General features: G+C 35.6%; 15 protein-coding genes, 1 tRNA gene and 1 pseudogene. 9 read left to right on the top strand and 8 right to left on the bottom strand.

The window, feature by feature from the left end:
- Positions 1–107: 107 nt before the first annotated feature.
- Together OZZ83_RS00930 and OZZ83_RS00925 are read left to right on the top strand one after the other, a co-directional pair.
- Positions 108–917: a Cof-type HAD-IIB family hydrolase gene (locus OZZ83_RS00930; protein ID WP_002306615.1), complete on the top strand. Its 810-nt coding sequence runs from the start codon at positions 108–110 to the stop codon at positions 915–917.
- Positions 918–956: 39 nt separating this feature from the next.
- Positions 957–1460 carry an isochorismatase family cysteine hydrolase gene (locus tag OZZ83_RS00925; protein ID WP_002306614.1) on the top strand — a complete coding sequence of 168 codons (504 nt, stop codon included), beginning with the start codon at positions 957–959 and terminating at the stop codon, positions 1458–1460.
- Positions 1461–1973: 513 nt separating this feature from the next.
- On the opposite strand, the gene OZZ83_RS00920 is transcribed toward OZZ83_RS00925, so the two are convergent.
- Positions 1974–2047, bottom strand: a tRNA-Ile gene (locus tag OZZ83_RS00920).
- A gap of 172 nt (positions 2048–2219) precedes the next feature.
- On the opposite strand from OZZ83_RS00920, the gene OZZ83_RS00915 reads away from it, so the two are divergent.
- The 4 genes from OZZ83_RS00915 (at position 2220) to OZZ83_RS00900 (ending at position 3712) form a co-directional block, all read left to right on the top strand.
- A complete protein-coding gene (locus tag OZZ83_RS00915; RefSeq protein ID WP_002306612.1) occupies positions 2220–2543 on the top strand; it encodes a hypothetical protein in 324 nt (107 codons plus the stop codon).
- 156 nt (positions 2544–2699) lie between these two features.
- A complete protein-coding gene (locus OZZ83_RS00910) occupies positions 2700–2954 on the top strand; it encodes a hypothetical protein (protein ID WP_002306610.1) in 255 nt (84 codons plus the stop codon).
- A 69-nt stretch (positions 2955–3023) separates the two neighbouring features.
- Entirely contained in the window at positions 3024–3269 is a 246-nt protein-coding gene (locus tag OZZ83_RS00905) for a helix-turn-helix domain-containing protein (protein WP_002306609.1), read from the top strand.
- Positions 3270–3346: 77 nt separating this feature from the next.
- Positions 3347–3712 carry a TIGR02328 family protein gene (locus OZZ83_RS00900; RefSeq protein ID WP_002306607.1) on the top strand — a complete coding sequence of 122 codons (366 nt, stop codon included), beginning with the start codon at positions 3347–3349 and terminating at the stop codon, positions 3710–3712.
- A 222-nt stretch (positions 3713–3934) separates the two neighbouring features.
- Here OZZ83_RS00900 and OZZ83_RS00895 read toward each other — a convergent pair whose 3' ends face one another.
- From OZZ83_RS00895 to OZZ83_RS00885, 3 genes are all read right to left on the bottom strand, one after another.
- On the bottom strand, positions 3935–4522 hold the full coding sequence (locus tag OZZ83_RS00895; protein WP_002329249.1) for a hypothetical protein: 588 nt from the start codon (positions 4520–4522) through the stop codon (positions 3935–3937).
- A gap of 525 nt (positions 4523–5047) precedes the next feature.
- Positions 5048–5248, bottom strand: coding sequence for a cold-shock protein (locus OZZ83_RS00890; protein ID WP_002293303.1), 201 nt, complete (start codon positions 5246–5248; stop codon positions 5048–5050).
- Positions 5249–5490: 242 nt separating this feature from the next.
- Positions 5491–5982: a flavodoxin family protein gene (locus OZZ83_RS00885; RefSeq protein ID WP_002309158.1), complete on the bottom strand. Its 492-nt coding sequence runs from the start codon at positions 5980–5982 to the stop codon at positions 5491–5493.
- Between the two features lie 162 nt (positions 5983–6144).
- On the opposite strand from OZZ83_RS00885, the gene OZZ83_RS00880 reads away from it, so the two are divergent.
- Together OZZ83_RS00880 and OZZ83_RS00875 are read left to right on the top strand one after the other, a co-directional pair.
- Positions 6145–6294, top strand: coding sequence for a hypothetical protein (locus OZZ83_RS00880; protein ID WP_002293298.1), 150 nt, complete (start codon positions 6145–6147; stop codon positions 6292–6294).
- Positions 6295–7138: 844 nt separating this feature from the next.
- Positions 7139–7345, top strand: a complete 207-nt coding sequence (locus OZZ83_RS00875) for a DUF3955 domain-containing protein (protein ID WP_002306600.1) — start codon at positions 7139–7141, stop codon at positions 7343–7345.
- A 244-nt stretch (positions 7346–7589) separates the two neighbouring features.
- On the opposite strand, the gene OZZ83_RS00870 is transcribed toward OZZ83_RS00875, so the two are convergent.
- From OZZ83_RS00870 to OZZ83_RS00860, 3 genes are all read right to left on the bottom strand, one after another.
- Positions 7590–8591 (bottom strand): alpha/beta hydrolase, encoded by a 1002-nt coding sequence (locus tag OZZ83_RS00870; protein WP_002313716.1) that lies wholly within the window; start codon positions 8589–8591, stop codon positions 7590–7592.
- 4 nt (positions 8592–8595) lie between these two features.
- Positions 8596–10509: an alpha/beta fold hydrolase gene (locus tag OZZ83_RS00865; RefSeq protein WP_002348425.1), complete on the bottom strand. Its 1914-nt coding sequence runs from the start codon at positions 10507–10509 to the stop codon at positions 8596–8598.
- A gap of 168 nt (positions 10510–10677) precedes the next feature.
- A complete protein-coding gene (locus OZZ83_RS00860) occupies positions 10678–11184 on the bottom strand; it encodes a cysteine hydrolase family protein (protein WP_002345947.1) in 507 nt (168 codons plus the stop codon).
- A gap of 155 nt (positions 11185–11339) precedes the next feature.
- Here OZZ83_RS00860 and OZZ83_RS00855 point away from each other — a divergent pair.
- Positions 11340–11705: pseudogene (locus tag OZZ83_RS00855) on the top strand (Spx/MgsR family RNA polymerase-binding regulatory protein); the annotation flags it as partial.
- Between the two features lie 212 nt (positions 11706–11917).
- Here the strand turns inward: OZZ83_RS00855 and OZZ83_RS00850 are convergent.
- Complete coding sequence (locus OZZ83_RS00850; protein WP_029745051.1) at positions 11918–12730, bottom strand: hypothetical protein; 813 nt, start codon at positions 12728–12730, stop codon at positions 11918–11920.
- Positions 12731–12828 lie beyond the last annotated feature (98 nt).

The raw sequence follows: 12828 nt of genomic DNA, 5'->3' as shown, positions 1-12828 counted from the left end.
TGAAAAAATTCATAACGGCAAAGCAAGTTAGTTTCATTTTTTTAATTTCTCATTTAATCTTAAGGTAACAGGAAAATAGATATGTAAAAAGAAAGTAGGAAGATAAAATGAAACTAGCAGCGATTGATTTAGACGGTACCTTGCTTGATCGAAATGGAAAGATACCAGAAGAAAATATCCAGGCACTTCGGAAATTTGATGAAAATGGCGGAATCGTAACAGTAGCTACAGGAAGGAACAGCATTTCTGCTAAAGATATTTTTTCCGAATTAGGGATCGGCGGCTATTTGATTTCTTCCAATGGTTCGCTGATTGCTGAAATGAAGGATGGAAAGATGGCAAAGGTTCTCAGACGTTCGAAAATAGATATCGATACTCTGAAAAAAGCCTTCTTCTATGCTCAAGAAGCAAAAATCTCAATTATTGCCAGCCGAGAAACCCAAGATGATCAGCTGACATTCGATGAGTCAAATCTTGTCAAAGACGACCCCTATTATGAACATTTCAATCTGCAGAATCATTCTTTTGATCAAATTTTAAGTATGTTAGAAGATCCTTCTCTTAGCTATCTTAAATTAGCGTTAACAGATAAGAGTGAAGAAAAACTACAGAAGTTACAAAGAGATCTGCAAGCAGACGGCATCAATTCAGTATTCTCTGATCCGCATTTCTTAGAAATCACGCCTACAGGTATCACTAAAGCTCATTCACTTGTTTTTCTGGCGGATTACCTTGGAATCGAGTCGAGTGATATCATGGCTTTTGGCGATCAAGAAAACGACATTGCTATGTTGAATTATAGTGGGTTGAGTATTGCGATGGGGAATGCACAGCGGCAAGTAAAAGAAATTGCAAACCAAGTAACACTGACGAATGAGGAAGCTGGGGTTGCTTATATTTTAAAAAACTTCTATTGAAAATAAAAAAATGACGTCATGAACGTAGGAGGAAAGAAAATGTTAGTTATTATCGATATGCAAAATCATATTCTTGATCCAAATAGCGAATTTTATATTCCAGAATCAGACCAATTGGCGGAACGCATTGCTAAACGATTAGCTAAAGCACGCAAAAACAAGGAATATATTCTATTCACACGGGATATTCCAGTCGAACTGAAGGACAAAGAAGAGGAACGGGAAGATTTGCAATTGATCCCTCTTCTTTCTCCCCAAGGAAATGAACGAGTGATCAAAAAGTATTACTTTACGATCCCCCCTGAAACTTTAGCTGAAATCAAGGAGACTTTGTTTGAAAGCAAAGAAGAACAAAAAGAGATCGAAGTGGTTGGGATCGAAACAAACTTATGTGTGCTCTCTAATTTGATAGGCTTGCAGAGTGCGTTTCCTGAAGCTGACTTTTTTGTTGATCCAACGTTAGTTTCTAGTAGAAAACATGGAGAATCTGCGTTGGAACTTCTGAAAGATTTCAATGTTTCGATCATTGAACCTAAAAAATAGACAGTCACACGTATGCTACAGTCTATTCTTTATATAAGTTCTATTATCATTTAGCAAGCAAATAAAAAAGAAAAAGCACGAAGAACTGTTTTCAGTCTTACGTGCTTTTTCTACAAAAGTATATTGGCTTTTCCATGACACCTTGGTAAACAGTGTTCTCCTGCCAACTCCTCAGTCACAAGTCACAATATTCAACAAACATGGGAAGCTGTTTTTTGAAATTGCTCCTTGTGACTCAGAGTTAAACGGTAGGCTCACGACCTCTTTCTTAAATGGTGTTCAATCAGCTGACTCTCGGTATTAGCTTAACAAACGGCAAAATATGAGGAACTATTTTTCCGTTTGTTTCTCTAATACTCAGGTCAAAACGCTGATTTCACAACCTCTTCCTTAAACGGTGTTCAAAAGCTTGCATCTGCGGTAATAAGTCCAACCAAGTTAAAAACATAAGAAGCTGTTTTTACTTGGCTGTTCTTATTAGTTGATGCAGGGCAGCTTTTTCACAACCTCTTATGTACCTTGTAGGACTCGAACCTACGACCGGACGGTTATGAGCCGTCTGCTCTAACCAACTGAGCTAAAGGTACATCATCATGAGATATATTTTAGTTACTTTTTAACTATAGCACGAATTATAGACGCTCACAAGCTTCAAAATATAAATAATATGATATATTTATTCTTATTTACTTGACTTGAAACTTGACTATTTTTTACTTGCTTATTTTAGAAGAAATGCTATTCTTTTAAAAATTCTCAATGCTAGGAGTGATTATTTTGCCATTTATTGCGATTTTATTCGATTTGGTTGCGGCAGCAGCTTACTTTCTCCAATACAATCATCAAAGTTCAGAAGTCCTGTTTGTTGGAATGATTTTCCAAGGTGTGATCACCCTTCTCCTTCTCATCATGATAATCAGCTACAAAGGAAAAAAATATGCACGTGTCCAGACAGAAATATTTGTTAAATATGTTTCTATTCGTTACGGGATCATCATTCTTTCCTTTTTAATGAATGCAATCGTCCTCTTTTTATATGTATTGAATTACTTAAATATCAATCCATTGATTTTTTCTAGATAGATAACTTGTATTTAGCGGAACAGTTCTCGCGTATGAGCAGAGAGCTGTTCCGCTTTTTCATCGGTCTATTCTTCTTTGATTTTCCTAGCATTTCATTTGTGATGTATGCAATAACATGTTATCTTTTATTAGAAGAAACGTTGAGGAGTCCGTTACATGATTACGTTGGTTAGAGTTTTGTTTTGGTTGCCTTCGGTCGTCCTGATCGCAATTATTTTTTATCTTATGCATTGGAACAAAGAACGGCTTTATTTAGCTGTTTTGACTCTTCCGGTTATTTATTTTATGTGGAAGGTTTTTAATTACAACTACTTTGAACCTGATAGTGTTTTTGTAGAAGAATTATCAGGGTTGGTTTTGTCTCTATTAATCGTCATTCTTTATTTGATACGTTTAAATAAAAAACATTGAGTCCTATTGATTGCTTGTGTAGCTTTCTATGGTCATTACAACTATCCTATTATGATGAAAGGTGATTAAATGAGTATCGAAGAAGCTATTTTACTGGATACTTTACGTTGTCGTCTGAATTTTTTAAGAACTGGCCGATCTTTATCCCAAGTAGCTGTTTCTAGCGCGTTAAGTATTCCTTTATTCAAATATCGTAAATACGAACAAGGGGAAGAAATTCCAAGTATCATTGAATTGATCTACATCGCCGACTTTTACGATATTTCCGTTGACTACCTGATTGGTCGCTCAGAAACAGCAAGCAAACTGAAATGATTTTTTCCAGCCATTGTGCTGGTTTTTTCATTTAATGTTTAAAGTGAACAAACTATGTACAAAAAGGAGATGTATCTATGCGTTTATGGCATGAAAAATTGATTTCAAAGCTTCCTCGTCAGCAGCTTTTAGGACAACATCGAGAATGCTGTGCGTTAAGAGGAAATGGTTGGGGAAAGAAACACGCTACTGTAGATTATGTCTTCCACTATTCTCCTTATAAATTATTTCAATATCATCAACTTGTCATGGACGAAATGGAAAAGCGTGGCTACAGCCCAGCACCTGAATGGACAGATCCTATGTACCGTGGCAAATCATGCGAAGCATTTTTTGATTTGCCTACTGTAGAACGTAGCGTTCCGATTTATCCGGAACATGATGAAGTGTATCTAGCAGAGTGTTTAGCAAATTTGGAGCAAAAAGGAATTTATCTTACCTAAAAAAGAGGCTGGGATAGAAGCGTTTAACTCCAAGAAATAAGAGGTAATTCACGAAAATTGCTTTTCAAATCTTTGTGAATTTCAGCTTATTTCCGAAGGAGTTGCTTCTGCTTCCGCCGTTTACACATGTTTAGAGCGTGAGACAAAAGTTTTTCTTTACTTTTGTCCCACGCTCTAATATAACATGAAAAACTCTTCTACTCTTTACTCATCGAAAAAGTCTTAACCAACGTAGGGTAAGCTCGAATGGTGCAAGTTGATTCTCAGGTTACCTTCGTCATCACGTATAAATCCGAAAGTATATTCTACTTTTGTTTCATCACCCGTTTTCCCAGAAGTAAAGTAATATTCTCCTGATGCGATTGCTGAATCCGTATCGATGATCGTTTCATGATTGTCGAAGCGGATGTCTGTCCAAGGTTCTAACGCAAAACCAGAATCTTCGCTGATATCACCGCCAACGAAATAAGAAAGTGCTTCTTCTTTTGTTGCCCTGAATGGTAACTCTGCAGCTTTAGTTGGTTTAAAAAGCACAGCACCTTCGTCGTATGCATACAATGTCTCGATGACTTCTTCTGCTTTTTCTGTTGCTTCCTCCATACCTTCTTCGCTTGCTTTACCGATACTTATGATTGCTTCTGCCCAGCGTTCCCGTGCTTCGTCGACTTCGGCTTCTGTGATCGTCTCAACTTTTACCTCTTCTGTCGTGTCTTCAGTTGTTTCTGTTGTTGATTCAGTTGCCGAATCGGTTGTAGAACAACCTGCCATTGCTAGTGTTAATGTTGATAGTAAAAATAGTTTTTTTATCATAAGATTATCCCCCCCTGAAAACAGACTAAAATAATAACATTTCGTTTTTTTATTTTCAGTTAAAGCTTAATAATTTCTAAATGTTCTTAAATTTTATTTAAAAACTCTTATAACTTTCATAATACATAACATAGTTATTTTTAAATAAAAAAATAAGCTCAATACATTTAAAATAAAAGACATAATTAAAATTAATCAAATAAATATCGTTATCTAAAAACAAAAAAATCCTTTTAAAATCTTACTACTATTAGGCTTTTTCGTTTTAATTTTCTTTAAATAATTATGCAAAAGTAATAGTTTATCTGTTTTTTTATTGTTTTAATAATCGATACACCACTTTATGTAAAATACTTCTCGAAAATACCTATTGACAAACAAACACAGCTATGAAATGAAAAAGCAAAGGACGAAGCAAAAAAGCACCAAGAAAAACATCCTTCCGCCTATTCAACGATCAATGAATTTCTTCGTACAAAAAAAACCGTCTTTTCGAAAGAAAAGACGGTTAAAAGTCAATTTTTATTAAGCTTTAACAATGTTTGTTGCTTGAGGGCCACGTTGACCATCTTCAACATCGTAAGACACTGCTTGGCCTTCTTCTAAAGTTTTGAAACCGTCGCCTTGGATAGCTGAGAAATGTGCAAATACATCATTTCCATCTTCACCAGTGATGAAGCCAAAACCTTTGTCTGCGTTGAACCATTTTACTGTACCGTTATTCATAAATAAATTCCTCCTGATACGTATCAATGTACGTTTTTTCGTTGCAATAAATATTTGATAGGCAAAAGGAGTTTTATCTATGTAGATATATCGCTCAAATTACGTTTCAAAATAGATTACTTATTTAATATATCATGCTTTTTCTAATAACACAAGAATAATGCAATAAAATATAAAACTTATTGTCTTCGAATCGATAAAAAAGTTGGATAACCGCGTTTGAGCCGCCTGTTGTTCTCCATTTATTTGTTTTTATCTACTAGCATTTGTTTAAGTTGTCTGTTTGCTTCAGAGATTTGTTTCTTTTGATATAGTATTCCTTGTGAATCCATCACGAATCGTTTACTAATATTTTCTAGCATTCTCTCTATGCCTGGTATGGCTTCTTCTGGCGCTGCTCCTTGAACGATCCATAGTACTGGTAACTGGTGTAATGGCGCGTTTTCTGAATCAAGTCCGATTTGGAATAATTCTGTCCAACGGTCAATAAACGTTTTAAGCAGTCCACTAATATCCCACCAATAAATCGGTGTACCAATAACTACGTAGTTCGCCTTCGCCAATCTATCCATGACGGCATCAAAATCATCATTAGCTTTGACTTGACCTAATTGAGCAATATGAAAATCTACAAGATCGATCCTCTCATAATCTATTCCTTCTAGAACTTTCGCTCCCCACTTACTAGTCATACCTTCTTTGTTTGGACTTGCATTTATAAATATAGTTGTCATTGTGTTCCCTCCCCACTTTATTTTACAACATGATTGCTAAATTTTGACTTTAAACTTTCTTAACTATGAAAACCTTTCAATTGGTGATATACTTATAAATGGAATTTCGTTATCAACGTGTTCGTTGCCTTTCAGCAAGTATTTAAAGAAAGGAGAATGGCTATGACATTCTATAACAAAGATATACAATATCGAGTAACCTTGGATACAGATTTGAATCTCTTTGTCGTTTTTGACAAAGAAAATAGCAATCATGTAGCAACAGGTGTTACGATCGAACAAGCAGTGCAAGAATTAAAAAAATCTGCATAAGGAGTGGAAACCCTCATATGGACGATTCTCGTTCTTCTCTTTAAACGCATCTACTGGATGATAACAGTAGGTGCGTTTTGTGTTTTCAATAACTTCTTCTCATCTGACAACCCTCCATCTAATTGACGATTGTATTCGACTGACTCAATCAACTAAATATTTTTTAAAAAAAGGAAGAATCCTACTATAACAGAAAAAGTAAAAAATCCATTAAAACCTAAAAAGCCATTACCAAATATTTGGTAGTGGCTTTTCGGGTTCTGTAAGGGTGGTACAGAACATCAATAGTCGGTGGGTTAGAACGTATGTTATCACATCTTTGGAGAAGGTTGTATTGGTATTATTCGAGTGACTTATTAGATGCAATAACAAGGATAGTATACAGTAGGGAAAAAATTTATTTTTTCTTTTTTTTATTAGTTTTGTTTCTTATTTTCTAAAAAATAAAAATAAATATTTTATGAATCAAGCATTCTCCGGATAAAACTGGCTTTCGAATACATATTAGGTTATCGTTTGTAATTTTATTTCACAGTTGTTATGATTGTTATGTAAAATAAAAAAGTTTAGGATACATCGATTTTTTGGGGAAATTCTTTTTGGGGGGTATCCTAAACCTTTTCTATTATTTTCTCATATTTTCCATTATTGGTCTAGACATATACTAATGAACTTCCTATCTATATGATGGATGAATCCTTTTTCATTTATCATGAGATAACTTTGCTCCAAACTTACTTATGATAGATGGATGGTATTTTTTGTTCACGTTCTAACAAACTTGACACATTTATGAATTCTTAATCTATCTATCCTATAATTATAAAAAAAGGAGGTGCTGCGTATGAAAGCTATTCATATTTCTTTGCTTTTTTTCGCTAGTGCATTGATTTTATTTGCTATTCATCTTTGCTCCCAGCCTTATATCAATAACAACGGAATATTAGTAGAACCAGCATTCTTTTGCTTACCGCTCGGTCTTTTATCCCTTTTTGCCTCCGCTGGATTCGGATTTGTTGCCTTTTTTAAACGATCGAAACAACAAATCTGACTATAAAATTTACGTAAAAGAGACCGTAAAAAAAAACATATCACCTTTCCTTATTCCGAATAAATATTTTCCATAAACAATCTTTTGACAATAGGCTGGACGTCTCTTTCGCGAGAACTGATACACGGTACCTACAAGCTCTTCAGTCACCAGTCCCACTATTCATCAAACCTGAGAAGCTGCTTAGTTCCTTCTGACTCGGAACTAAGCAGTTTCTTCACATCCTCTTTTACATCATGAGCGTTTATTCCTTGAAAAATGCTACTAATTTTTGGTATGTTTCTTGCGCTTGTTTATTACTAAAATCAAACTGATATTCATGGTTCAAGACAACATTTTTCTTCGTATAGTCTACTTTTGTGACTTTCACTCCTACTTTTTCAAATGCAGAAGCTGTTTGTTCCATTTGTTTCGTAAACGTATTTGTGTTCCCATCCGTCAAGAATGTTTTTTGCGTCCAACGGTCTGCATGTCTTGCTAAAGCTAAATGTTTGACGTCTTCTAAACGTTCAAAGTTCTTACTATCAAAATAAGCCCATCCACATTTTGCATAAAGAAAGCTAGAAATCTTATCACTTACTTGGGTAAATGCAGAAGGGTCTAGTAGTCCAGACAAAGAAACAAATTTTGTGATCTGCTTGTTCTCCAAAGTTGGATCAAGTTGATCGGCTTTTTTGATTTCTTCGTTTTGAAGTGCTAACAAATACTCTCCGCTAATTTGTGCGCCTGCTGAATCGCCACCAATCGAAATATTCGACCAATCCGCTTGCTCTTTTATCTCTTTTTTGGCTGCTTGAATGGCTTCGTTCAATTGGATAACTGGTGTAGGATGCTTTGCTTCAGGTGATCGTTCATAATCGATATTTACGACGATCTGCTGCGTGTCTGAACATAGGTATTCCAAATAATCACGACAATCGTTTTTATCCCCTCCTACATATGCGCCTCCATGCATCCAGAAAAGGATGGGCAACTTTTTCTTCTCCGTTTTCGGTGTGTAGATATCCATATGATTGTTTTTGTACTTTGAAGGATAAGTTATTTCTTTATTTCTATCGATTTGTTTGATTTTTTGCTGGAAATCGTCTGGTCTGGCATATACTTGTTCTTTTTCACTTGTGTCAAATTGTTTTCTAACAAGCAAACTAATCGGCTTTGGTGTGATTTGATTAATCAAAAATACAGTGACTAAAATAACTACGATGATAACTGGCACTGCAATCACTATTCGCTTGAACCATTTCATTCATTTACCCTCTCTTTCTTCGCCAAATCCATGTGATAATCGTGCTAGCAGATAAAAATCCACCTGAATAAATGAGAAGCGAATGTTTCTTTTCCCCAGTTTTAGGCAACATTCCTTTTTTTGTATCTGTCTTTTTTTGTACTTTCACTGTCATCTGAATCGGTAGCGTATCATCACTTGATTGATCATCTCGAGGTTCATCCTTTCCCTTATTGTCTGCATTCTCTGCCGGATCTTGTTTTTTTGGTGGAACTACCGGGATTTTTTTGTAATGGTAAATAATAGTTGGTGTCGTCTCGTTAAAAACCCCTTCAGTCGGTCCTTCAACATTTGCTAATTCGTATCCTTCGAATGTCTTTTGCTCTGTCACATAATTCTCTCCATAAGCTCCGTAAAGCCGGATTTCGTCCTGGTCTTTGAGTAGACTTTTATTGTTTTCATCCACATATTTCACGTTTATCTGATCATGGAACACTACTTTCAAAAAGTCCGTTACATGTTTCGTGTAGGCAGCATGGTCAACTTCCTGTGCCTTTCCATGCCCTGCTCCTTCTACCAATAAAAGGTCTTTATATCCTCCTGCTAACTCATATAGTTTTTGCGCGTTAGACACAGGTACTACATCATCTGCCGTTCCATGGATGATCAATTTAGGCAATGAACCAGACATTCCAATCGTAGGTAGAGCGGCTGTCGGATCCAAATGCATCTCCTGATCAAAATAATATTGTTTCAAAAGCCCCATAAACAAATCTTCATGCTCTTGATCCCCAATGATGTCTAACTGATTTTTTATGGCAGGCGGTAATGCAGGGACTACTGTCTGGCTATACGTAAAACGTAGTTGTTCATCGATTGATGCAAATCCGCAATTTTCAATAATTCCTTTGACATTGACTGGGATATCTTTTGCTAATACAGACATCATCGTAGCTGCTCCCATGGAACCACCATACAGCAGGATCTTTTGAGATGGACGTTCTCGAACTTCTTGATTGATCCAGTAAAGGACATCATCTGATTCATATTGTCCATAGGTTACATAATCGCCTCCACTGTTACCAGTTGCTCTGGAATCAACAAATAATAAATTATACCCTGCCTTATAAAAATCATTGTATTCTTCTGTAACGATCCCATTATTCCAATTCCCTCTAAATCCGCCATGGATCATGACTGTTTTATCTGAACCCTGGTCGACATAGTAAGCATACACATCCATCATTTTGCCGTCTTGTTTGTTTAGTACAGTTTGATGAAGTTGTTTTGTGTTTGGATAGAAGCCTGTGTTTTCTGTAGGCGTCGTACCATCATCTGTACCTCCAAGCATTGACATCAACACACTATTTTTAGAAAAAGCGATATCATACAATAGATAAGTAGCAATCAGATGTTTGATAATCTCTTTGTCTACACCATAATCCTTACCAAAAAGCTCACTTAATACTAAACCTATTAGTCGTGCGTTAATTTCATCTACTGGTCCATTAAGTATATCTGTCATCTGTTTACCGAAGTAATTAAGATATTTCTTACCATTGAAGTTTTCGCCTTTACCGATATCATCATTTTCTGTCCCATTCTCTTTGTCACTTACTTTAGCAGAAGAGGATTTGTCGTTTGGCGTTTTTGTAGCTGTTGCTTCATCTGTTTGTTGGTTATCTGTGGTAGCGGTCGTTTCTTGATCTGTGCTAGTAACAGATGTCTCAGCCGTTGTTTCAGTACTTGTTTCTGTTTGTGAAGTACTCGATTTCGTTTCGTTTCTAGCATCAGTTGTTTCCGTGGTTTCGACCTCCCTAGATCCCGATTCGGAAAAGATACTCTCTCCATATACTGACCATTGCGGGACATTTGTACTTACAGCAAATAAGACGACCAACGCTCCCTTTAACACTTGTTTTGTTCTCAATCGATTCACTCCTTTTTATGATTCTAGGAGAATTATATGTAAACGCAAACATTTTTTATACAAAAAACAAACGGTTTATCCCATAAAAATAGAACAGGATTATTTTCTCAATTTACGTAACAAAGCAGAATGGATACTGGTTTATCCATTCTGCTTTTCTTTAAACAATGAAACAGCTTATTGCTCCAAAAATGTCAGAAATCGTTTATCCCAAATCTTTTCGTAAAAAGCGATTGTTTCCTTTGCTTTCATAAAAGGATGATCATAAGTCGTCGCTGCTCCTCTGCACATCATAAGCTGGTATCCTAATCCATGAGCAAACTTCACAGTCGTATCTATACAATACTCTGTTTGCGCCCCACATAATTCGATCGAATGACAGTCCAATTCAGTTAATAACATACTCAAATTAGTCTTATAAAATGAACTCGCATGGGTTTTTCTCACAAAATAACTGTGTTCAGGAATAGATAATTCCGACAATAGCTCCCATGGTTTTGTTTTTGGTACTAATTGATCATCTTCGTGTTGAACGAAAATAACTGGCTTTCCAATCGTTTCGTATGCTTTGATTCTTTTATTCACTAATGCTGTCACTGTTTTTAATCCGTGTATCGGCGAAGAATCAAAACATACCCCTTTTTGTAAATCGATCACTACGAATGCGTCGGCTGTGTTTGACATACGTATGCCTTCTTTCTTGATTTAATAGTATTTCTTATCTAGTTAGTTCCTTTATACGTGACAACAATTTCTTATTTTACACCTATAAATGGCACTTTTCGACTATTTCTTCATGTTATTATTTCATAAATATTTAGCTATTGGAGGAATGTATCATGATTAAATTATATATAGGTTCTAGTTGCTCGTCTTCTAGACGCGCAAAACGTTGGCTTATCACACATGATATACCGTTTATCGAACAGAACTTAATTCGTCAACCACTAACCAAAAATGAATTTATCCACTTACTAAAATTGACAAACAATGGCGTGACCGAAATGCTCTCTACTCATTCTATTAGTTATAAAAATCTTGTTCACAGAATAGATGAGCTCAGTTTGAGTGAACTATATATTGAGATTCGTACGTCCCCTTCTTTATTGAAAAAACCGATTATCTACGACCAACCTGCAAAACTTTTGACTGGATTTAGCGAAGATAAAATCAGGATGTTCCTTCCTAAAACTAAAAGAAAACAAGAGCTCAACGAACTCTTGCTTTCTGGTCATCTTGTTGATTTTAAAGAAAATAATCTTTGCGTTCCTGTTATTTCCTGTTTCTCAAATATGTTAGTAAACAAAAATAAACCTGGCAAAGCTACAACTTCGCCAGGCAATACAGCACTCTCGAATGAAATATTCACTCAAAAATCTATCGTTTTATTCAATTTTAGATCTGTTGCTTTTATTCTTTATTTCACTCGATGGAAGAGAGAACGAAAATAGCTTGCTCCTACAATCAAAATGAGTAACACACCCATCCATGTAATTAGCTTGTTTATGGTTCTACTACCAGTTTCTGGTAAATCTCTTTTTCTCTTATCTGTTTCTTTCGCTTTTTCTTGATGATCAATTCCACGAGAAACAAAATCAGACTGTTTTAGCACACTTTTTAGGTTGCTCCCTGCATTTCTCTTTTGTTCCTTAGTTGGTATGATAGGTACCAAATCAAGTTCATTATTTACTTTTCCTGTGCTGCTTTCGCTACTTGTGTTTCCTGTGCTACTTTCACTACTCGTACTTTCTGTACTGCTTTCACTACTCGTACTATCCGTACTGCTCGACGGTCCAACAACTGTCCAACTACTTGGTTTCAAATTCTCCGTAATCGTCATCTGTCCATCATAAAAAACAATCAAATCAACTTTATCTTTACTCTTGATCTCATCAATTGATAGTTCTGCAGAAATCATTATTGTATACTCAATACCAGCGGTCCATTGTACGTCCTTTAAATAAACTTCCCCAATAACCTTTTCTGAACTTCCATTACCATCCCAACCATATGTTAGAACAGCATGTATATCACTAGCATTCACGCTTTTATTTGTTTTGATCAGAATAGTAATGACTTGTTGTGTCACGTCATAAACGATCCGATCAGTTTTCACAGTAAATGAAAGATTTTCATTTGTCCGTTCATTTGCAGAAGTACTGATTCCAATCATTGCTGCAATTATACTTAGCCCAAGAATAACAAATAATACGGTCGCTGTTTTCTTCATTTCAATCACTCTCCATATAATAACCTTCTATTTGATAAAGGAATTATATAAAATGAAAATGATGAGAACACGACAGTCAGTTGTGAAAATTTAACAAA

Source organism: Enterococcus sp. E5-162 (assembly GCF_035725965.1).
Taxonomy (GTDB): Bacteria; Bacillota; Bacilli; order Lactobacillales; family Enterococcaceae; genus Enterococcus_B; species Enterococcus_B lactis.
The sequence above is the reverse complement of the archived record's forward strand: the minus strand, read 5'-3'. Positions and strand labels throughout refer to the sequence as shown.

Excerpts from the sequence above, each read along its gene's own strand:
- OZZ83_RS00860 (WP_002345947.1), bottom strand. The coding sequence starts at position 11,184 with ATGTCAAACACAGCCGACGCATTCGTAGTGATCGATTTACAAAAAGGG.
- OZZ83_RS00880 (WP_002293298.1), top strand. The coding sequence starts at position 6,145 with ATGACATTCTATAACAAAGATATACAATATCGAGTAACCTTGGATACA.
- OZZ83_RS00915 (WP_002306612.1), top strand. The coding sequence starts at position 2,220 with ATGCTAGGAGTGATTATTTTGCCATTTATTGCGATTTTATTCGATTTG.
- OZZ83_RS00900 (WP_002306607.1), top strand. The coding sequence starts at position 3,347 with ATGCGTTTATGGCATGAAAAATTGATTTCAAAGCTTCCTCGTCAGCAG.
- OZZ83_RS00870 (WP_002313716.1), bottom strand. The coding sequence starts at position 8,591 with ATGAAATGGTTCAAGCGAATAGTGATTGCAGTGCCAGTTATCATCGTA.
- OZZ83_RS00905 (WP_002306609.1), top strand. The coding sequence starts at position 3,024 with ATGAGTATCGAAGAAGCTATTTTACTGGATACTTTACGTTGTCGTCTG.
- OZZ83_RS00890 (WP_002293303.1), bottom strand. The coding sequence starts at position 5,248 with ATGAATAACGGTACAGTAAAATGGTTCAACGCAGACAAAGGTTTTGGC.
- OZZ83_RS00925 (WP_002306614.1), top strand. The coding sequence starts at position 957 with ATGTTAGTTATTATCGATATGCAAAATCATATTCTTGATCCAAATAGC.
- OZZ83_RS00930 (WP_002306615.1), top strand. The coding sequence starts at position 108 with ATGAAACTAGCAGCGATTGATTTAGACGGTACCTTGCTTGATCGAAAT.
- OZZ83_RS00850 (WP_029745051.1), bottom strand. The coding sequence starts at position 12,730 with ATGAAGAAAACAGCGACCGTATTATTTGTTATTCTTGGGCTAAGTATA.
- OZZ83_RS00895 (WP_002329249.1), bottom strand. The coding sequence starts at position 4,522 with ATGATAAAAAAACTATTTTTACTATCAACATTAACACTAGCAATGGCA.
- OZZ83_RS00910 (WP_002306610.1), top strand. The coding sequence starts at position 2,700 with ATGATTACGTTGGTTAGAGTTTTGTTTTGGTTGCCTTCGGTCGTCCTG.
- OZZ83_RS00885 (WP_002309158.1), bottom strand. The coding sequence starts at position 5,982 with ATGACAACTATATTTATAAATGCAAGTCCAAACAAAGAAGGTATGACT.
- OZZ83_RS00875 (WP_002306600.1), top strand. The coding sequence starts at position 7,139 with ATGAAAGCTATTCATATTTCTTTGCTTTTTTTCGCTAGTGCATTGATT.